This window comes from Enterobacter cloacae complex sp. IR5401 (assembly GCF_049238425.1).
In the GTDB taxonomy this organism is placed as follows: domain Bacteria; phylum Pseudomonadota; class Gammaproteobacteria; order Enterobacterales; family Enterobacteriaceae; genus Enterobacter; species Enterobacter hormaechei_C.
In genome coordinates, this window is the sequence record NZ_JBMKHN010000001.1 from 214,697 (window position 1) to 235,073 (window position 20,377).

Annotated in this window: 18 protein-coding genes; 14 read left to right on the forward strand and 4 right to left on the reverse strand. The window is 54.6% G+C overall.

Features of this window, described 5'->3' with window-relative positions:
- The first annotated feature begins 47 nt into the window (after positions 1-47).
- From ACOTX1_RS01020 to ACOTX1_RS01035, 4 genes are read left to right on the forward strand one after another with little or no spacing between them, the layout of a single operon-like run.
- A complete protein-coding gene (locus ACOTX1_RS01020) occupies positions 48-320 on the forward strand; it encodes a PTS sugar transporter subunit IIB (RefSeq protein ID WP_003861447.1) in 273 nt (90 codons plus the stop codon).
- 21 nt (positions 321-341) lie between these two features.
- Positions 342-1,733: a PTS ascorbate transporter subunit IIC gene (locus ACOTX1_RS01025; RefSeq protein WP_022651540.1), complete on the forward strand. Its 1,392-nt coding sequence runs from the start codon at positions 342-344 to the stop codon at positions 1,731-1,733.
- Complete coding sequence (locus ACOTX1_RS01030) at positions 1,730-2,560, forward strand: transketolase (RefSeq protein ID WP_022651539.1); 831 nt, start codon at positions 1,730-1,732, stop codon at positions 2,558-2,560. The genes ACOTX1_RS01025 and ACOTX1_RS01030 overlap by 4 nt, the downstream gene beginning before the upstream one ends.
- Positions 2,553-3,506, forward strand: coding sequence for a transketolase family protein (locus ACOTX1_RS01035; RefSeq protein WP_003861452.1), 954 nt, complete (start codon positions 2,553-2,555; stop codon positions 3,504-3,506). Before ACOTX1_RS01030 ends, ACOTX1_RS01035 begins: the two co-directional genes overlap by 8 nt.
- A 107-nt stretch (positions 3,507-3,613) precedes the next feature.
- Here the strand turns inward: ACOTX1_RS01035 and pta are convergent, their stop codons facing one another.
- The gene (pta, locus tag ACOTX1_RS01040; RefSeq protein ID WP_022651538.1) at positions 3,614-5,755 is read right to left on the reverse strand and encodes a phosphate acetyltransferase; all 2,142 of its coding nucleotides are present in this window, start codon (positions 5,753-5,755) and stop codon (positions 3,614-3,616) included.
- Positions 5,756-5,830: 75 nt separating this feature from the next.
- A complete protein-coding gene (gene ackA, locus ACOTX1_RS01045; protein ID WP_015572267.1) occupies positions 5,831-7,033 on the reverse strand; it encodes an acetate kinase in 1,203 nt (400 codons plus the stop codon).
- 337 nt (positions 7,034-7,370) lie between these two features.
- On the opposite strand from ackA, the gene yfbV reads away from it, so the two are divergent.
- The 4 genes from yfbV (at position 7,371) to ACOTX1_RS01065 (ending at position 10,992) form a co-directional block, all read left to right on the forward strand.
- Entirely contained in the window at positions 7,371-7,826 is a 456-nt protein-coding gene (gene yfbV / locus ACOTX1_RS01050; protein WP_003861459.1) for a terminus macrodomain insulation protein YfbV, read from the forward strand.
- Between the two features lie 92 nt (positions 7,827-7,918).
- Positions 7,919-8,413, forward strand: coding sequence for a YfbU family protein (locus ACOTX1_RS01055; protein WP_003861461.1), 495 nt, complete (start codon positions 7,919-7,921; stop codon positions 8,411-8,413).
- Positions 8,414-8,424: 11 nt separating this feature from the next.
- Positions 8,425-9,084 (forward strand): sugar phosphatase, encoded by a 660-nt coding sequence (locus ACOTX1_RS01060; RefSeq protein WP_003861463.1) that lies wholly within the window; start codon positions 8,425-8,427, stop codon positions 9,082-9,084.
- 75 nt (positions 9,085-9,159) lie between these two features.
- Complete coding sequence (locus tag ACOTX1_RS01065) at positions 9,160-10,992, forward strand: SLC13 family permease (protein WP_023314585.1); 1,833 nt, start codon at positions 9,160-9,162, stop codon at positions 10,990-10,992.
- Positions 10,993-11,045: 53 nt separating this feature from the next.
- Here ACOTX1_RS01065 and yfbR read toward each other — a convergent pair whose 3' ends face one another.
- The gene (yfbR, locus tag ACOTX1_RS01070) at positions 11,046-11,645 is read right to left on the reverse strand and encodes a 5'-deoxynucleotidase (RefSeq protein WP_003861468.1); all 600 of its coding nucleotides are present in this window, start codon (positions 11,643-11,645) and stop codon (positions 11,046-11,048) included.
- A 117-nt stretch (positions 11,646-11,762) separates the two neighbouring features.
- Positions 11,763-12,977 (reverse strand): alanine transaminase AlaA, encoded by a 1,215-nt coding sequence (alaA, locus tag ACOTX1_RS01075; RefSeq protein WP_003861471.1) that lies wholly within the window; start codon positions 12,975-12,977, stop codon positions 11,763-11,765.
- A gap of 937 nt (positions 12,978-13,914) precedes the next feature.
- On the opposite strand from alaA, the gene lrhA reads away from it, so the two are divergent.
- The 6 genes from lrhA (at position 13,915) to nuoF (ending at position 20,344) form a co-directional block, all read left to right on the forward strand.
- A complete protein-coding gene (lrhA, locus tag ACOTX1_RS01080; protein WP_003861473.1) occupies positions 13,915-14,853 on the forward strand; it encodes a transcriptional regulator LrhA in 939 nt (312 codons plus the stop codon).
- Between the two features lie 631 nt (positions 14,854-15,484).
- On the forward strand, positions 15,485-15,925 hold the full coding sequence (gene nuoA / locus ACOTX1_RS01085; RefSeq protein WP_003861475.1) for an NADH-quinone oxidoreductase subunit NuoA: 441 nt from the start codon (positions 15,485-15,487) through the stop codon (positions 15,923-15,925).
- Positions 15,926-15,940: 15 nt separating this feature from the next.
- Positions 15,941-16,615: an NADH-quinone oxidoreductase subunit NuoB gene (gene nuoB / locus ACOTX1_RS01090; protein ID WP_003861482.1), complete on the forward strand. Its 675-nt coding sequence runs from the start codon at positions 15,941-15,943 to the stop codon at positions 16,613-16,615.
- An 89-nt stretch (positions 16,616-16,704) separates the two neighbouring features.
- Positions 16,705-18,507: an NADH-quinone oxidoreductase subunit C/D gene (gene nuoC / locus ACOTX1_RS01095; RefSeq protein ID WP_003861484.1), complete on the forward strand. Its 1,803-nt coding sequence runs from the start codon at positions 16,705-16,707 to the stop codon at positions 18,505-18,507.
- A gap of 2 nt (positions 18,508-18,509) precedes the next feature.
- Positions 18,510-19,010 (forward strand): NADH-quinone oxidoreductase subunit NuoE, encoded by a 501-nt coding sequence (gene nuoE, locus ACOTX1_RS01100; protein WP_003861486.1) that lies wholly within the window; start codon positions 18,510-18,512, stop codon positions 19,008-19,010.
- Positions 19,007-20,344 carry an NADH-quinone oxidoreductase subunit NuoF gene (nuoF, locus tag ACOTX1_RS01105; RefSeq protein WP_003861487.1) on the forward strand — a complete coding sequence of 446 codons (1,338 nt, stop codon included), beginning with the start codon at positions 19,007-19,009 and terminating at the stop codon, positions 20,342-20,344. Before nuoE ends, nuoF begins: the two co-directional genes overlap by 4 nt.
- Positions 20,345-20,377: the final 33 nt, after the last annotated feature.

The following is a 20,377-nucleotide window of genomic DNA, read 5'->3' on the forward strand; positions in this document are numbered from 1 at the left end:
ACGCGTCAGCGTGATGGGGCGTACTCTACTCAAAAAAGGGGATAACAATGAAAATCATGGCTATTTGCGGCTCCGGCCTGGGCAGCAGTTTTATGGTCGAAATGAATATTAAAAAGGTGCTCAAAAAACTGGAAATTGAGGCCGAGGTTGAACACTCCGATCTCTCCTCGGCTACGCCGGGCGCGGCGGACCTGTTTGTAATGGCGAAAGACATTGCCGCAAGCGCCAGCGTGCCGGAAAGCCAGCTGGTGGTGATCAACAATATCATCGATATTAACGAACTCGAAGCGCAGTTGCGCGCCTGGTTCGAAAGACAATAATCCTGATAAGGCGAGGTGGATATGTTTATCCTTGAAACGCTGAACTTCGTTGTTGATATTTTAAAAGTCCCTTCAGTGCTGGTCGGTTTAATTGCCCTGATTGGTCTTGTGGCGCAGAAAAAAGCCTTTTCGGATGTGGTAAAAGGCACAATTAAAACCATTCTCGGCTTTATTGTACTGGGCGGCGGCGCAACCGTGCTGGTGGGCTCATTAAATCCGCTCGGCGGTATGTTTGAGCACGCCTTTAATATTCAGGGCATTATTCCCAACAATGAAGCTATTGTGTCGATTGCCCTGGAAAAATATGGCGCTTCCACCGCGCTCATTATGGCCTTCGGGATGGTGGCGAATATTATTGTTGCGCGCTTTACCCGCCTGAAATACATCTTCCTCACCGGGCATCACACCTTCTACATGGCATGCATGATTGGCGTGATCCTGACGGTTGCAGGCTTCGAGGGGGTCGGGCTGGTCTTTACCGGCTCGTTGATCCTCGGCCTGATTATGGCCTTCTTCCCGGCGATTGCGCAGCGCTATATGAAGCGTATTACCGGCAACGATGAGATCGCCTTCGGTCATTTCGGCACGCTGGGCTACGTGCTGTCCGGCTGGATTGGCAGCAAGGTCGGTAAAGGTTCGCGCTCCACCGAAGAGATGAACCTGCCGAAGAACCTTAGCTTCCTGCGTGACAGTTCAATCTCCATCTCCCTGACCATGATGATTATCTACCTGATCATGGCGGTGAGCGCCGGACGTGAGTACGTGGAGGCCACCTTCAGCGGCGGCCAGAACTACCTGGTGTACGCCATCATTATGGCCATCACCTTCGCGGCAGGCGTGTTCATCATCTTGCAGGGCGTGCGCCTGATTCTGGCGGAAATCGTCCCGGCCTTTACTGGCTTCTCGGAAAAACTGGTGCCCAATGCGCGGCCTGCGCTGGACTGTCCGGTAGTCTACCCGTATGCGCCAAACGCGGTGCTGATTGGCTTCCTGTTTAGTTTCCTCGGCGGGATTGTGGGCTTGTTCATCTGCGGTCAGTTTAGCTGGGTGTTGATCCTGCCGGGCGTCGTGCCGCATTTCTTCACCGGTGCAACGGCGGGCGTGTTTGGTAACGCCACCGGTGGACGCCGCGGGGCAATGATTGGCGCCTTTGCTAATGGCCTGCTGATCACCTTCCTCCCGGTCCTGCTGCTGCCTGTTCTGGGCGCAATTGGCTTTGCGAATACGACCTTCTCGGACGCTGATTTTGGTGCGGTCGGGATTGTGCTGGGCAACCTGGCGCGCTTCCTGTCGCCGTTTGCCATCACCGGACTGGTTGTTGTGTTGTTCGCGCTGCTGGTGGCCTACAACGTCTTCGCTAAAAACAAACCTGCCAGCGGTAACGCGCAGGAAAACCCCGGAGCCAAATCATGAATGAGAATGAAATAACCGAACTGGCGCGTCAGATTCGCCTTGAGACGCTGAAATCCCTTACGCAGCTGGGTTTTGGGCACTACGGCGGCAGCATGTCAGTCGTTGAAACGCTGGCGGTGCTGTACGGCGCGGTGATGAAAATTGACCCGGCCGATCCGGACTGGCCAGAGCGCGATTACTTTGTGCTGTCGAAAGGCCATGCGGGCCCGGCGCTGTACAGTACGCTGGCGATTAAGGGCTACTTCCCGATTGACGAGCTGAGCACGCTGAACCAGAACGGGACGCGTCTGCCAAGTCACCCGGATCGCCTGAAAACACGCGGCGTGGATGCCACCACCGGATCACTGGGGCAGGGGATCTCCATTGCTGGCGGCATGGCGCTGTCGCACAAGCTGGCAGGAAGGCCAAACCGGGTGTTCTGCATCGTCGGTGACGGGGAGCTGAACGAAGGACAGTGCTGGGAAGCCTTCCAGTTTATTGCTCACCATCGACTGAACAACCTGACGGTATTCGTGGACTGGAACAAACAGCAGCTCGACGGCGAGCTGGACGAAATCATCAGCGCCTTCGACCTGGAAGGCAAATTCCGCGCCTTTGGTTTTGACGTGGTAACGGTGAAAGGGGATGACATTCCGGCGCTGCTGGAGGTGACCGCGCCGATCCCTGCGGCCGATGCGCGTCCGCGGGTGGTGATCCTCGACAGCATCAAAGGGCAGGGGGTGCCATACCTGGAACAGCTCAGCAACTCGCATCACCTGCGATTAACTGAGGAGAGCAAAGCGGCGCTCAACGAGACGATTCGCCAACTGGAGGCTTCACATGATTAAGGTTGCACCGACAGGACAGAAAGATGCCGTTGAGATGCGTAAGGTCTACGCGGGTTTTGTGGCAAAACAGATTGAGGCCGGGAGCGAGATTATTGCGCTCGAAGCGGATCTGATGAGTTCGATGGCGATGGACGGCGTAGCGCGTGATTATCCACAGCACGTCATCAACTGCGGCATTATGGAGGCTAACGTGATTGGGACGGCCGCCGGGCTGTCGCTCACCGGACGTAAGCCGTTCGTCCATACCTTTACCGCCTTTGCCAGCCGTCGCTGCTTCGACCAGCTGTTTATGTCCCTGGACTACCAGCGCAATAACGTGAAGGTGATTGCCTCGGATGCGGGCGTGACGGCCTGCCACAACGGCGGGACGCATATGTCGTTCGAGGACATGGGCATCGTGCGCGGTCTGGCGCATTCAGTGGTGCTGGAGGTGACCGATGCGGTGATGTTCGAAGATGTGCTGCGTCAGCTTATCGACCTGGAAGGCTTCTACTGGGTGAGGACCATCCGTAAACAGGCCCCGAGCGTGTATGCCCCGGGGTCAACCTTCACCATCGGCAAGGGCAACGTGCTGCGCGAGGGAACCGATATTACCTTGATTGCTAACGGCATTATGGTGGCGGAAGCGCTGGAGGCGGCGCGCCAGCTGGAGCAGGAGGGGGTAAGCGCAGCGGTCATCGACATGTTTACCCTGAAGCCTATCGATCGGATGCTGGTGAAAAACTATGCCGAGAAAACCGGGCGTATTGTGACCTGCGAAAACCACAGCATTCACAACGGGCTGGGGTCGGCGGTGGCGGAAGTGCTGGTGGAAACCTGTCCGGTGCCCCTGCGTCGGGTGGGGGTGAAGGAACGATATGGTCAGGTGGGCACGCAGGACTTCTTGCAAAAGGAGTATGGCCTGACGGCACATGACATTGTGTCGGCGGCGCGGGAGCTGTTGTAATAAAAAAAGGCGACCGTGTGGTCGCCTTTTTGTTGCCCGGTGGCGCTGGCGCTTACCGGGCCTACGGTCCTGTAGGCCGGATAAGCGAAGCGCCATCCGGCAAAACATTACTGCTGTTGCGAAGACTGGATCGCCGTCAGCGCGATGGTGTAGACGATATCGTCAACCAGCGCACCACGGGACAGGTCGTTCACAGGTTTGCGCATGCCTTGCAGCATTGGCCCGATGGAGATCAGGTCTGCTGAACGCTGTACCGCTTTATAGGTGGTGTTACCGGTGTTCAGATCCGGGAAGATGAACACGGTAGCACGACCTGCAACCGGCGAGTTTGGCGCTTTGGATTTCGCCACGTCAGCCATTACCGCGGCATCGTACTGGAGCGGGCCGTCGATCATCAGATCCGGACGTTTTTCCTGCGCAATGCGGGTCGCTTCACGGACTTTCTCTACGTCACTGCCTGCACCAGAGGTACCGGTGGAGTATGAGAGCATCGCGACGCGCGGTTCGATACCGAAGGCAATCGCGGAGTCCGCAGACTGGATAGCGATTTCTGCCAGCTGCTCTGCGGTTGGATCCGGGTTGATCGCGCAGTCGCCGTAAACATAAACCTGTTCAGGCAGCAGCATGAAGAACACGGAGGAGACCAGAGAGCTGCCCGGTGCGGTTTTGATCAACTGCAACGGTGGACGGATGGTGTTCGCGGTGGTGTGAACCGCACCGGAAACCAGACCGTCAACTTCGTCCTGCTCCAGCATCAGCGTACCCAGCACGACGTTGTCTTCCAGCTGCTCGCGCGCAACGGCTTCGGTCATGCCCTTGTTCTTACGCAGTTCAACCAGGCGAGCAACGTAGCTTTCGCGAACCACTTCCGGGTCAACGATCTCAATGCCAGCGCCCAGCTCAACGCCCTGAGACGCCGCAACGCGGTTGATCTCATCCGGATTACCCAGCAGCACACAGGTCGCGATACCGCGTTCTGCACAGATGGCTGCCGCTTTAACGGTACGTGGTTCGTCGCCTTCTGGCAGAACCACGCGTTTGCCCGCTTTACGCGCCAGCTCGGTCAGCTGGTAACGGAAGGCTGGAGGAGACAGACGACGGCTGCGCTCGGAGGTCGCCGTCAGGGATTCGATCCAGTCCGCATTGATGTAGCCCGCAACGTATTCCTGAACTTTCTCGATACGCTCGTGGTCATCAACCGGCACTTCGAGGTTGAAGCTTTGCAGGCTCAGGGAGGTCTGCCAGGTGTTGGTGTTCACCATGAAGACTGGCAGGCCAGTGGCGAACGCACGCTCGCACAGCTTGCTGATACGCGCGTCCATTTCATAGCCGCCGGTCAGCAGAATTGCACCGATTTCCACGCCGTTCATTGCAGCCAGGCACGCTGCAACCAGCACGTCTGGACGGTCAGCAGAGGTCACCAGCAGTGAACCTGCGCGGAAGTGTTCCAGCATGTGTGGAATGCTACGTGCGCAGAAGGTTACGGACTTCACGCGGCGGGTGTTGATATCGCCTTCGTTGATCACGGTGGCGTTCAGGTGACGCGCCATATCGATTGCACGGGTGGCAATCAGATCGAAGCTCCATGGCACCGCGCCCAGAACAGGCAGCGGGCTGGAATCCTGCAACTTAGCCGGGTCAACTTTGATGACTTTCGCTTTGGAGGAGTCGTCAAAAATTTCGGACAGGTCAGGACGCGTACGGCCCTGCTCATCTACTGGCGCGTTCAGCTTGTTAACAATCACGCCGGTGATGCTGGTGTTTTTCGCACCGCCGAAGCTGCTGCGCGTCAGTTCGATACGCTCTTTCAGCTGCTCTGGGGTATCCGTGCCCTGAGACATTACAAAAACGATCTCTGCGTTCAGGGTTTTCGCGATTTCAAAGTTCAGAGACTGGGCAAACTGGTGTTTACGGGTCGGGACCAGGCCTTCAACCAGCACCACTTCCGCGTCCTGCGCGTTTGCGTGGTAGTTGGCAATGATCTCTTCCATCAGCACGTCTTTCTGGTTGCTGGAGAGCAGAGATTCAACGTGGCTCATCTTCAGCGGTTCAGCCGCTGGCAGATTGGAGTTCTTGCGAACGATGGTGGTGGTCTGGTCTGGCGCATCGCCACCGGCACGTGGCTGGGCGATAGGCTTAAAGACGCTCAGACGAACGCCTTTACGTTCCATAGCGCGGATCACGCCGAGGCTGACGCTGGTCAGGCCGACGCTGGTTCCGGTAGGGATCAGCATAATAGTACGGGACACGGTTTATCCTCTTTCGTTACCGCCGCGTTGGGCGGGTTACAAAACAGCACCGCCAGCATTGCTGGCGGTGTGGAATCAGGCAGTCAGGCGGTGTGCGTCTTGCGCGATGACCAGCTCTTCGTTAGTTGGAATAACGATAGCAGGGCGGGTGCCTTCTTTGTTGATGAAGCCAGACTTGCCGAAGCGGGCAGCCAGGTTACGCTCATGATCAACTTCGAAGCCCAGAACGCCCAGTTTGCCCAGGGACAGTTCACGTACCATTGCCGCGTTCTCACCGATACCACCGGTGAAGATAACAGCATCCAGACGGCCTTCCATCAGCGCGGTGTAAGAACCGATGTACTTCGCCAGGCGGTGGCAATAAACGTCCATTGCACGTTTAGCGTCAGCTTTTTCTGCGTAGTTGTCTTCAACGTAACGGCAGTCGCTGGTGACCTCGGTCAGGCCCAGCAGGCCAGACTCTTTGGTCAGCATTTTGTTGATGTCGTCAACGCTCATGCCCAGGGTGTCGTGCAGGTGGAAGATGATCGCCGGGTCGATATCACCGGAACGGGTACCCATCACCAGACCTTCCAGCGGGGTCAGACCCATAGAGGTGTCAACACACTTACCGTTGCGGATAGCGGAAACAGAACCACCGTTGCCCAGGTGGCAGGTGATAATGTTGACTTCTTCAACCGGCTTGTTCAGCACTTTTGCGGCTTCCTGAGTCACATAGAAGTGGCTGGTACCGTGAGCGCCGTAACGACGGACGCCGTGCTCTTTGTACAGGCTGTATGGCAGGGCATAGAGGTAAGACTCTTCCGGCATGGTCTGATGGAACGCAGTATCAAACACGGCCACGTTTTTGTCTTTCAGACTCGGGAAGGATTTCAGTGCTTCAGCGATACCGATCAGGTGAGCCGGGTTATGCAGCGGTGCGAAAGACGCAGAGTCTTTGATGCCCTGAATCACGGAGTCGTCGATTACCACGGAACTGGTGTATTTTTCGCCGCCGTGGACGATACGGTGACCAATTGCGGTCAGCTGAGCAGACAGTTCTGGTTTTTGTGCCAGAATAGTGTTAACGATAAAGTTCAGCGCTTCACTGTGAGCGGCGCCTGCACCTAAAGCCGCTTCTTGTTTGCTGCCGTCCATCTTCCACTTGATACGTGCTTCAGGCAGATGGAAACATTCGGCCAAACCAGAGAGGTACTCGTCACCGTTGAGCGCATCGATGATGGCGAATTTCAGTGAGGAGCTACCGCAGTTCAGAACCAGTACTAACTTACTCGACATGGAAGTACCTATTATTGATACGTGGCTAAAAAAACGTCAGTGAGTCTAAAAGCGTAACGCATGCTGACCCAGACATTTATGATTAACATCATGCCAAACGAACATTCTGGCAGGATGAAAGAAATACCTATGATTTTAAGCCATTTTGAACATTTTTCAGACAATGGCATAATATGCGATAATTTGACGAGTTAACGCTTATCGTCTACGGCCCTATCAGGCTGGCACAGGATACCCGATACGGGGTAGCGATGACAAAATATTTTGAACGTTGTCATAGCCTGTTGTGGTTTTGCACGAAAATTTTAATTTTTATATGTGAAGTTGAGGTACAGCCATGTCGACACCCGAAATCCCGTCCGTGAACTTTTTTAGTCTGTTTCGTCGGGGACAGCATTACGCAAAGACATGGCCGATGGAAAAGCGCCTCGCGCCCATGTTTATTGAAAATCGCACTATTCGCGCCACGCGCTATGCGATTCGCTTTATGCCCCCGATTGCCGTTTTTACCCTGTGCTGGCAGATAGCGTTAGGTGGGCAGCTTGGCCCTGCCGTCGCGACGGCGCTCTTTGCGTTAAGCCTGCCGATGCAGGGGCTATGGTGGTTAGGTAAACGTTCCGTCACGCCACTTCCGCCTTCTATTTTACACTGGTTTTATGAAGTGCGTGGAAAACTGGAAGAGGCTGGCCAGGCGCTGGCACCGGTTGAAGGTAAGCCGGACTATCAGGCGCTGGCGGATACCCTCAAGCGTGCGTTTAAACAGCTTGATAAAACATTCCTCGATGACTTGTGATTGATCATCGAAACGACGACCAAAAGAAGGCACAGTAACAATCAGTTACCGTGTCTTTTTTTTACAGTGCAATGCGCTACAGGAGTCGAAAGATGGAAATGACCCATGCTCAACGTCTGATTTTGTCTAACCAGTACAAGATGATGACTATGCTTGATCCCGATAACGCTGCGCGCTACAGCCGCCTGCAAACCATTGTTGAACGTGGTTTTGGCTTGCAGATGCGCGAACTGGATCGCGAATTTGGCGAACTGAAAGAGGAAACCTGCCGTATCGTTATCGACATCATGGAGATGTACCATGCGCTGCATGTGTCCTGGACCAATCTGAAGGACCAGCAGACCATTGACGAGCGCCGCGTGACGTTCCTGGGCTTTGATGCTGCGACGGAAGCGCGCTATCTGAGCTATGTACGCTTTATGGTGAATACCGAAGGTCGCTACACCCATTTTGATGCGGGTACGCACGGCTTCAACGCCCAGACCCCGATGTGGGATAAGTATCAACGTATGCTGAGCGCGTGGCACGCCTGTCCGCGCCAGTACCATTTAAGCAGCAACGAAATTCAACAAATCATTAATGCCTGACGGAGGTGCGTGTGCAGTGTAAAGGTTTTCTGTTTGATCTGGACGGTACGCTGGTGGATTCGCTGCCGGTGGTGGAGCGCTCGTGGTGCCACTGGGCCGACCGGCACGGCATTGACCATCAGGACGTACTAAATTTCATCCATGGCAAACAGGCCATTACCTCATTGCGGCACTTCCTTGCGGGACGTTCTGAGGAAGAGATTCAGGCGGAGTTCCGCTATCTTGAGCAGATTGAAGCTACCGATACCGAGGGTATCACCGCGCTGCCCGGTGCGCGCGAACTGCTTGAGCACCTGAATGAAGCGCAGATCCCGTGGGCTATCGTCACCTCCGGCTCGGTTCCCGTCGCGCATGCACGCCATAAGGCGGCAGGTTTGCCGACGCCGGACGTCTTCATTACCGCTGAGCGCGTGAAGCGCGGCAAGCCTGAACCGGATGCGTTCCTGCTCGGCGCTGAACTGCTCGGCCTTGCGCCAGCAGAGTGCGTGGTGGTGGAAGACGCGGCGGCAGGCGTGCTGGCCGGGCTGAACGCCGGCAGCCACGTCATTGCCGTTAACGTCCCGGCGGGTTCCCCCCGGCTGGAGGAGGCGGATTTCGTGCTTAACACCCTGACCGCCATCGACGTCTCGAAGGCGTCAGACGGAGTTGTAACCGTCTCGCTAAAAATGTAATCCCATGATATAGCCCCGCATTACCGGGGCTTTTTTATGGCAGAATTGCTTCTCCTCCACTGACAAGGACATGTTGTGAACGGTGAACTGATTTGGGTCCTGAGCCTGCTGTTAATCGCCATCATTCTTTTTGCCACGGGCAAGGTGCGCATGGATGCCGTCGCCCTGTTTGTGATTGTCGCATTCGTTCTAAGCGGTACCCTTTCCCTGCCGGAAGCCTTTTCCGGGTTTAGCGATCCCAACGTTATTTTGATTGCCGCTCTGTTTATTATTGGCGACGGGCTGGTCCGCACCGGCGTGGCGACAATGATGGGGTCGTGGCTGGTGAAAGTGGCGGGCAGCAGCGAAACCAAAATGCTGATTTACCTGATGCTGACGGTCGCCGGGCTGGGCGCGTTTATGAGCTCTACGGGCGTCGTGGCCATCTTTATTCCGGTCGTGCTGAGCGTCTGCATGAGGATGCAGATCTCCCCTTCGCGGCTGATGATGCCGTTGAGCTTCGCCGGGCTCATCAGCGGCATGATGACGCTGGTCGCGACGCCGCCGAACCTCGTCGTGAACAGCGAACTGATCCGTGAGGGGCTTGAGGGGTTTAGCTTTTTCAGCGTTACGCCGATCGGGCTGGTGGTACTGGTGATGGGCATTATCTATATGCTATTGACCCGTTTTGCGCTGAAAGGGGAGAAGCAGGATAAAGCCAAAGAGGGCTGGAAGCGGCGCTCTTTCCGCGATCTGATTAAAGAGTATCGTCTGACCGGGCGTGCCCGACGTCTGGCTATCCGCCCGGGGTCGCCTATGGTGGGGCAGCGGCTGGATGACCTTAAGCTACGCGAACGCTATGGCGCGAACGTCATCGGGGTTGAGCGCTGGCGTCGTTTTCGTCGGGTGATCGTTAACGTGAACGGGGTGTCAGAGTTTCGCGCGCGTGACGTCCTGCTGATTGATATGTCCACCGCAGACGTGGATCTGCGGGAGTTTTGTAGTGAGCAGCTGCTGGAGCCGATGGTCCTGCGCGGCGAGTATTTCTCTGACCAGGCGCTGGATGTGGGAATGGCCGAGGTGTCGCTGATCCCGGAATCGGAGTTATTGGGCAAAACCGTGCGTGAAATCGGCTTTCGTACCCGCTATGGCCTCAACGTGGTAGGCCTGAAGCGCGATGGCGTAGCCCTTGAAGGGGCGGTGGTGGATGAGCCGATCCTGCTGGGGGATATCTTCCTCGTGGTCGGCAACTGGAAACTGATTAGCCAGCTCGGGCAGAAAGGCCGCGATTTTGTGGTGCTAAATATGCCGATTGAAGAGAGCGATGCATCACCGGCGCACAGCCAGGCGCCCCATGCAATTTTTTGCCTGGTATTGATGGTTGCCCTGATGCTGACGGACGAGATCCCTAACCCGGTGGCGGCAATAATCGCCTGTCTGTTAATGGGCAAATTCCGCTGTATCGACGCCGAAAGCGCTTACAAAGCGATTCACTGGCCGAGCATCATTCTCATCGTCGGGATGATGCCCTTCGCCCTGGCGCTACAGAAAACCGGCGGGGTGGATTTGATCGTAAAAGGCTTAATGGACGCGGGCGGGGGATATGGTCCGTACCTGATGATGGTTTGCCTGTTCGTCATGTGCGCCACCATTGGTTTGTTCATCTCCAATACCGCAACGGCGGTGCTGATGGCGCCCATTGCGCTGGCGATGGCAAAATCGATGGGCGTTTCGCCGTATCCGTTTGCGATGATGGTTGCGATGGCGGCGTCCGCGGCATTTATGACGCCGGTCTCTTCCCCGGTCAATACGCTGGTGCTGGGGCCCGGGAATTATAGGTTCAGTGATTTCGTGAAGCTGGGTGTGCCGTTCACCGTGCTGGTAATGCTGGTATGCGTGGTGTTAATTCCGGTGTTATTCCCGTTTTAGCGTGAGTGCAGAAACGTAGGCCGGGTAAGGCGGAGCCGCCACCCGGCAAAAAACTACAGCGGCGAATCCTGGCTAATCTCATCCAGTGACAAATGGAAGCTCGGCACAAACACGCGCATAAAGTAGTCCATCTCTTCGCTGCGACGAGATTCCAGCGTTTTTTCCAGACGCGTTTTTGCCAGTAAAAATTCGTTATTCCCGGCGGACAGCTCTTCCAGACACTTCAGGTAGGCGCACAGCGCATCGGCCTGCTTAACCAGAGATTTCTCCTCTTCCGTATACTGATGCTCGTCGATGAGCGGCCCGAAGATATCGCGCAGCTCTTCAGGCACCATGTCGATCAGCTTCTGCTGGGCAATCTTCTCAATAGCTTTATATTCCTGGGCAATCTGCGAGTTGAAATATTTCACCGGCGTAGGCAGATCCCCGGTCAGCACTTCCGATGCATCGTGGTACATCGCCAGCAGGGCGATACGTTCGGCATTCACCTGCCCGTTGAATTTGCGGTTTTTAATCGCGGCCAGCGCGTGCGCGACCATGGCAACCTGTAAACTGTGCTCAGACACATTTTCAGTGCGCACGTTGCGCATCAGCGGCCAGCGGTTGATGAGTTTCAGGCGGGAGAGGTGGGCAAAGAAATGACTCTGACTCATAGGTTACCTTATGTCTTCACTGCGACAGACTTCATTGTGCGGGGAGGGGAGGGAAGATGCAAATTTGCGGATGTTGCAGGCCGGGTAAGCGCAGTGCTACCCGGCGGATAGTCAGCGCTACTGATGGTACCCGGAGAGGAAGCGCCCGAAGCGGCTGATGGCCATTTCGAGATCGTCTTCGCGCGGCAGGGTGACGATACGCACGTGATCCGGCCACGGCCAGTTAAACGCCGTACCCTGAACCAGCAGCACTTTTTCCTGCAACAGGAAGTCGAGCACCATTTTCTGGTCGTCGTGAATATTAAAGCGCTTCGCGTCGATTTTCGGGAACATGTACAGCGCGCCGTTAGGCTTCACGCAGGAGACGCCCGGAATATCATTAATCAATTCCCATGCACGGTTGCGCTGTTCATACAGGCGGCCGCCTGGGACGATAAACTCGCTGATGCTTTGATAGCCGCCGAGTGCTGTCTGGATCGCATGTTGCGCCGGTACGTTGGCGCACAGACGCATGGATGCCAGCATCTCCAGCCCTTCAATGTAGCCTTTCGCATGTTTTTTCGGACCGTTCAGTACCATCCAGCCCTGACGGAAACCGGCAACGCGGTAAGTTTTAGACAGTCCGTTAAAGGTGACCGTTAGCAGATCGGGTGCTAGCGCGGCGATAGAGTGGTGCTGCGCCGCGTCGTACAGGATCTTGTCGTAAATCTCGTCGGCAAAGATGATCAGGTTGTGCTGGCGGGCGATCTCGACGATCTCCATCAGCAGCTCTTTTGAATAGACCGCGCCCGTCGGGTTATTCGGGTTAATGATCACGATACCCCGGGTGCGCGGGGTAATTTTGGCGCGAATATCATCCAGATCCGGGAACCAGTCAGAGGATTCGTCGCACAGGTAGTGCACCGCTTTACCGCTGGACAGGGACACCGCAGCCGTCCACAGCGGATAATCTGGGGCAGGAACCAGCATTTCATCGCCGCTGTTCAGGAGCGCCTGCATCGCCTGAACGATCAGTTCCGAGACACCGTTGCCAATGTAGATATCTTCAACGGTGACGTCGCGCATACCGCGAGCCTGATAGTGCTGCATGATGGCTTTACGGGCGGAGTAAAGCCCTTTTGAATCGCAGTAGCCTTGTGCAGTGGGCAGGTTACGGATCACATCCACCAGGATCTCATCCGGCGCTTCAAAACCAAATGGCGCGGGGTTGCCGATGTTGAGTTTCAGAACCTTATTGCCTTCCTCTTCAAGGCGTTTTGCCTCTTTGAGTACCGGGCCACGGATGTCGTAACAGACGTTGTCGAGCTTGCTGGATTTTTCGATAGGGGACATGAACCTTTAACCTTTTCGCTATTATTGCAACTTCCTGCCGTGGAAGTGTGCACGGAACAATGTACTCCCCCCGCGCTTCGTTTTGAAGGGCGCACAGAAGAAGATTTCGTTCCACCGGGGAATGTCGCTGTGATCGCTTACTCTAACGAGGGAGTGATTTTGTGCCTGAATTTATCGTAATAAAGGTTATTAATGGGTTTTTTATGCTAAAAATTGCATGTAACTATGAATTTTATTCTGGTGTAAATAAAAAGACGATTCGGGCTGATGCATTAGTCCCCCTGAGTGATCATTCGTAAAACCTGAATGCTGAGATACCGATTGCCATATTAGCAAAGCCAGGCTAAAAGTTACTCATGTGAAATTAATGTTAAGGGTTATTAATGAATGGCCTGAATCTAAATTAAACTTTATTTATTATTAACGACGAAAATGCAACTTTCGTTAATTTTAATAAAAAGAGTGTAGTTGCTTATCATTGGCGGTAACTCCTTAATATTGCAATAAGACTTATAAATATAGTGGATTTGGGTTAAGATGTGTTTCGGGAATGCAGCATAGCGATAGGCCTGTTACGTATATCGGCTTCTGCTTTTCTGTATTAATCGATTGTTATTGTTAAAGTTATCTCTGGCTGATTGGGTAAGTCACATCTTGCTACGCTGGCAACGCTGCGATATAGATGGCAGAAAACATGTCTTACTCTTTATGGTATTTACATCGACCTGCAAACAAAGAAATATCCTGGACGCAAGAGAATAAAAATAACGTCATGAAACGTGATTTCTGACTGGTGATATACCGCAGTACAATAACTATCTGTCAGGCAGTCTGCCGGGCCGGGATGCGAGGGAAACTCTTCAGAAGGAATTGCTTAACTGTTACACACAGCTTCAACCCGGGCAGCTCCGCACGAGCAACCTGAAAGTGAAAAGATATGATAAATGCAAATCGTCCGATAATGAATCTCGACCTCGATCTGCTGAGAACGTTTGTTGCGGTCGCCGATCTCAACACTTTTGCAGCAGCTGCTGCCGCCGTTTGCCGTACCCAGTCCGCCGTGAGTCAGCAAATGCAGCGGCTGGAACAACTGGTTGGTAAAGAGCTTTTTGCGCGTCATGGACGTAATAAGCTTTTAACAGAACATGGTATTCAGCTTCTGGGTTATGCCAGAAAGATACTGCGCTTTAATGATGAAGCCTGTATGTCATTAATGTTTAGCAACCTTCAGGGAGTGTTAACATTAGGGGCGTCAGATGAATCAGCAGATACCATTTTACCCTTCCTTCTCAACCGAATTAGCTCGGTTTATCCGAAGCTTGCCCTGGACGTTAGCGTTAAACGCAATGCCTTCATGGTTGAGATGCTGACAGAAAACGAGGTTGACCTGGTGGTCACCACGCATCGACCTGGCCAGTTTGACAGCCTGACGCTGCGTACTTCTCCAACGCACTGGTACTGTGCCGCGGAGTATGTATTGCAGAAAGGTGAGCCGATACCCCTGGTCCTGCTGGATGATCCCAGTCCGTTCCGCGATATGGTGCTGGCAGCGCTCAACGAAGCCAGTATTCCATGGCGCCTGGCGTACGTGGCGTCAACCTTGCCCGCAGTGCGAGCGGCGGTGAAGGCTGGGCTTGGCGTAACGGCCCGTCCGGTGGAAATGATGAGCCCCGATCTGCGTGTGCTGGGTCAATCCGAGGGACTCCCGTCGTTGCCGGATACGGAGTACCTGCTGTGCCACAACGCCGCCAGCAACAACGAGCTGGCAAAAGTGGTATTCGAGGCAATGGAAAACTACCACAATCCATGGCAGTACGCGGCTGTTACTCCCGAAGGAGGGGATGACTCCCTGATTGTGGAAGGGGATTTTGAGTGATCATTCCCTCAAAATTCTCGTAACAAAATGTAAGTGCAAAAAAGAGCCACTCGCATGATTATTTCCTGCGAGTGGTTTTTTTTGCTATTCATAACCGCGGGCGGAGCAGGGATAAAGCAAATACCGCTTATTTATCAATGCAGAAAATGCTTTTGATTAAGATGTAAACAAGACCTGTTCTAACTTACCTCATACCCCACCGATGTTAAAAAAACAGGAAATATGTTGCTGTTTTTTTGATTGAATTAACAAAAGCGTGTCTCAGATCAAGAAAATACTCCCATTTGGGGGGAGGAATCGTTGGCAAATCCTGTCAAAATAGGAGGGTTATTTTTTTTACTTCCAAAACGGACACGATTCAACAAGATGCATTTGACGGAAAGTCATGTACCCACCAGGGTTAAAGGGCACCAAATGTTAATGAGAATCGCACGTTGTAATTTAATGTGAAGAAACCTTTGTTAAAGTTGACAAAAGGTTATAGAAAGGAGTAAAAAACCCCATCATTTTGCTGTCTATGTCTCATTTCTGACAGTTAGTGTAAGGTTATTTTGTTCCTCCCCATGAATCGATGTGATGCCCATCTGCCAGCAAGAGCAGTGTCGTCGGTATCACTTTTGATGAGTAAGCAATGAGTATGTCAACATCCACAGAAGTCATCGCTCATCACTGGGCATTCGCAATCTTTCTTATTGTAGCCATTGGCCTGTGCTGCCTGATGTTAGTCGGCGGCTGGTTCCTGGGCGGTCGCGCCCGCGCAAGGCACAAAAACACACCTTTCGAATCAGGTATTGATTCAGTAGGTACCGCTCGCTTACGCCTGTCTGCCAAGTTTTACCTGGTAGCCATGTTCTTCGTCATTTTTGACGTGGAAGCGCTTTACCTCTTCGCGTGGTCTACCTCCATTCGCGAAAGTGGTTGGGTGGGCTTTGTCGAGGCCGCAATTTTCATTTTAGTGTTACTGGCCGGTCTGGTTTATCTGGTGCGTATCGGCGCGCTGGACTGGACACCTGTGCGTTCACGCCGTGAACACATCAACCCGGAAAACAGTATCTCTAATCGTCAGCAGTAACAGCGAGGCAATAAGATGGATTATACGCTCACCCGCATAGATCCTAACGGTGAGAATGACCGTTACCCCCTGCAAAAACAGGAGATCGTAACCGACCCCCTGGAGCAAGAAGTCAACAAAAGCGTGTACATGGGCAAGCTCGAACATGCCATGCACGACATGGTCAACTGGGGTCGTAAGAACTCCATCTGGCCATACAACTTTGGCCTTTCTTGCTGCTACGTTGAAATGGTGACGTCATTCACTGCGGTGCATGACGTTGCGCGTTTTGGGGCCGAGGTACTGCGTGCTTCTCCGCGTCAGGCTGACCTGATGGTGGTGGCAGGGACCTGCTTTACCAAGATGGCACCGGTTATTCAGCGTCTTTATGACCAGATGCTGGAGCCAAAATGGGTTATCTCCATGGGCGCATGTGCAAACTCCGGCGGTATGTACGACATTTATTCCGTTGTGCAGGGCGTTGATAAGTTCATTCCGGTGGATGTGTACATCCCGGGTTGCCCGCCGCGTCCAGAGGCCTATATGCAGGCGCTGATGCTGCTCCAGGAGTCAATTGGTAAAGAACGACGCCCGCTTTCATGGGTTGTTGGCGATCAGGGTGTCTATCGCGCGAACATGCAGTCTGAGCGCGAGCGTAAACGTGGTGAACGTATTGCCGTCACCAACCTGCGTACGCCTGACGAAATTTAATTTGCGCCTGTGGGCCTGGAGAACACCTTCGCATATCACTACTCAAATAGCGCGAAGCCAGGCTTAACAGTCACCACGGACCATTTGCAATGGTGAACAATATGACCGACTTAACCGCGCAAGAAGCCGCCTGGCAGACTCGGGATCATCTCGATGACCCGGTCATTGGCGAACTGCGCAACCGTTTTGGGCCGGATGCCTTTACTGTTCAGGCCACCCGCACCGGGGTACCCGTTGTTTGGGTGAAGCGTGAGCAATTACTGGAAGTTGTCGATTTCCTCAAGAAATTGCCAAAACCTTACGTCATGCTGTTTGACTTACACGGCATGGACGAACGTCTGAGAACGCACCGCCAGGGTCTCCCTGCCGCGGATTTTTCCGTTTTCTACCACCTGATCTCAATAGACCGCAACACGGATATCATGCTCAAGGTGGCATTGTCTGAAAACGACATGCATCTGCCGACGATCACCAAACTTTTCCCGAACGCCAACTGGTACGAGCGTGAAACCTGGGAAATGTTCGGCATGACCTTCGACGGCCACCCGCATCTGACGCGCATCATGATGCCGCAGACCTGGACCGGCCACCCGCTGCGTAAAGACTACCCGGCACGCGCCACCGAATTCGACCCGTTTGAGCTAACCAAAGCCAAGCAGGATCTGGAGATGGAAGCGCTGACCTTCAAGCCGGAAGACTGGGGCATGAAGCGCGGCACCGAAAACGAGGACTTCATGTTCCTCAACCTGGGTCCAAACCACCCCTCTGCGCACGGTGCGTTCCGTATCATCCTTCAGCTTGACGGCGAAGAGATTGTCGACTGCGTCCCTGACATCGGCTACCACCATCGTGGTGCCGAGAAGATGGGCGAACGTCAGTCCTGGCACAGCTACATTCCGTATACCGACCGTATCGAATACCTCGGCGGCTGCGTGAACGAAATGCCATACGTGCTGGCCGTTGAGAAACTGGCAGGCATCACCGTCCCGGATCGCGTTAACGTGATTCGCGTAATGCTGTCTGAACTGTTCCGTATTAACAGCCACCTGCTATACATCTCCACGTTCATTCAGGACGTCGGCGCGATGACGCCGGTCTTCTTCGCCTTTACCGACCGTCAGAAAATCTACGATCTGGTGGAAGCGATTACCGGTTTCCGTATGCACCCAGCCTGGTTCCGTATTGGTGGTGTGGCGCACGATCTGCCGCGCGGTTGGGACCGTCTGCTGCGTGAATTCCTCGACTGGATGCCGAAACGTCTGGCGTCTTACGAGAAAGCCGCGCTGCGTAACTCCATCCTGAAAGGCCGTTCCCAGGGCGTTGCTGCCTACGGCGCGAAAGAAGCGCTGGAGTGGGGGACTACCGGTGCTGGCCTGCGTGCGACCGGGATTGATTTCGACGTGCGTAAAGCGCGTCCTTACTCTGGTTACGAGAACTTCGACTTTGAAGTCCCGGTTGGCGGCGGTGTTTCCGACTGCTACACCCGCGTGATGTTGAAAGTGGAAGAGCTGCGCCAGAGCCTGCGCATCCTTGAGCAGTGCCTCAACAACATGCCGGAAGGCCCGTTCAAGGCGGATCACCCGCTGACGACGCCGCCACCGAAAGAGCGCACGCTGCAACATATCGAGACCCTGATCACCCACTTCCTGCAAGTTTCCTGGGGCCCGGTCATGCCGGCACAGGAATCCTTCCAGATGATTGAAGCGACCAAGGGTATCAACAGCTACTACCTCACCAGCGACGGCAGCACCATGAGCTACCGCACCCGCGTGCGTACGCCAAGCTTCGCGCACTTGCAGCAGATCCCGGCCGCCATTCGCGGCAGTCTGGTCTCCGACCTGATTGTGTATCTGGGTAGTATCGATTTTGTTATGTCAGATGTGGACCGCTAATTATGCACGAGAATCAACAACCACAAACCGAGGCTTTTGAGCTGAGTGAAGCAGAGCGTGCCGCCATTGAGCACGAGATGCACCACTACGAAGACCCGCGTGCGGCGTCCATTGAAGCGCTGAAAATCGTACAGAAACAGCGTGGTTGGGTGCCGGATGGGGCGATCTATGCGATCGCAGAAGTGCTGGGCATTCCGGCAAGTGACGTAGAAGGCGTAGCCACGTTCTACAGCCAGATCTTCCGTCAGCCGGTAGGCCGCCATGTGATCCGCTACTGTGACAGCGTGGTCTGCCACATCACCGGTTATCAGGGCATTCAGGCTGCGATTGAGAAGAAACTCAATATCAAGCCGGGCCAGACCACCTTCGACGGACGCTTTACTCTGCTGCCAACCTGCTGCCTGGGTAACTGCGACAAGGGGCCGACCATGATGATTGATGAGGACACTCACAGCCATCTGACGCCGGAAGCGATTCCTGACCTGCTGGAGCAGTACAAATGAAAACTGTAATTCGTACTGCTGAGACGCATCCGCTGACCTGGCGTCTGCGTGATGACAAACAGCCGGTATGGCTCGACGAATATCAGAGCAAAAACGGCTATGCCGGTGCGCGTAAAGCCCTTGGCGGCATGGCGCCGGACGACATCGTTAACGCGGTGAAAGAGTCTGGCCTGAAAGGCCGCGGTGGTGCGGGCTTCTCCACCGGTCTGAAGTGGAGCCTGATGCCGAAAGATGAATCCATGAACATCCGTTACCTGCTGTGTAACGCCGATGAAATGGAGCCGGGTACCTATAAAGACCGTCTGCTGATGGAACAGCTGCCGCACCTGCTGGTGGAAGGCATGCTGATCTCCGCGTTCGCGCTGAAAGCGTACCGTGGCTACATCTTCCTGCGCGGCGAATACATCGAAGCGGCGGAAAACCTGCGTCGCGCGATTGCCGAAGCCACCGAAGCGGGACTGCTGGGTAAAAACATCCTGGGCACCGGGTTTGACTTCGAGCTGTTCGTGCACACCGGTGCCGGGCGTTATATCTGCGGTGAAGAAACCGCGCTGATTAACTCCCTGGAAGGCCGCCGCGCGAACCCGCGCTCCAAGCCACCGTTCCCTGCAAGCTCCGGCGTGTGGGGTAAACCGACCTGCGTCAACAACGTCGAAACCCTGTGTAACGTCCCGGCGATCCTTGCGAACGGCGTGGAGTGGTATCAGGGCATCTCCTCAAGCAAAGATGCCGGTACCAAGCTGATGGGCTTCTCCGGTCGCGTGAAGAACCCTGGCGTCTGGGAGCTGCCGTTCGGCACCACCGCACGCGAAATTCTTGAAGACTACGCCGGCGGCATGCGCGATGGCCTGAAATTCAAAGCCTGGCAGCCGGGTGGGGCAGGGACGGACTTCCTGACCGAAGCCCACCTTGACCTGCCAATGGAGTTCGAAAGCATTGGTAAAGCAGGTAGCCGTCTGGGTACCGCGCTGGCGATGGCCGTCGACCACGAGATCGGCATGGTATCCCTGGTGCGTAACCTGGAAGAGTTCTTCGCCCGCGAGTCCTGCGGCTGGTGCACACCGTGCCGTGATGGTCTGCCGTGGAGCGTGAAGATCCTGCGTGCTATCGAACGTGGCGAAGGCCAGCCTGGCGATATCGAGACACTTGAGCAACTGTGTCGATTCTTAGGACCGGGTAAAACCTTCTGTGCCCACGCACCGGGCGCCGTCGAGCCGCTGCAAAGCGCGATTAAATATTTCCGCGACGAATTCGAAGCAGGCATCAAGCAGCCGTTCAGCAATACCCATTCGATCAATGGTATTCAGCCGAACCTGCTGAAAGCGCGCTGGTAAAAACAGAATTTTGATTAACGCTCGGTTTCGGCC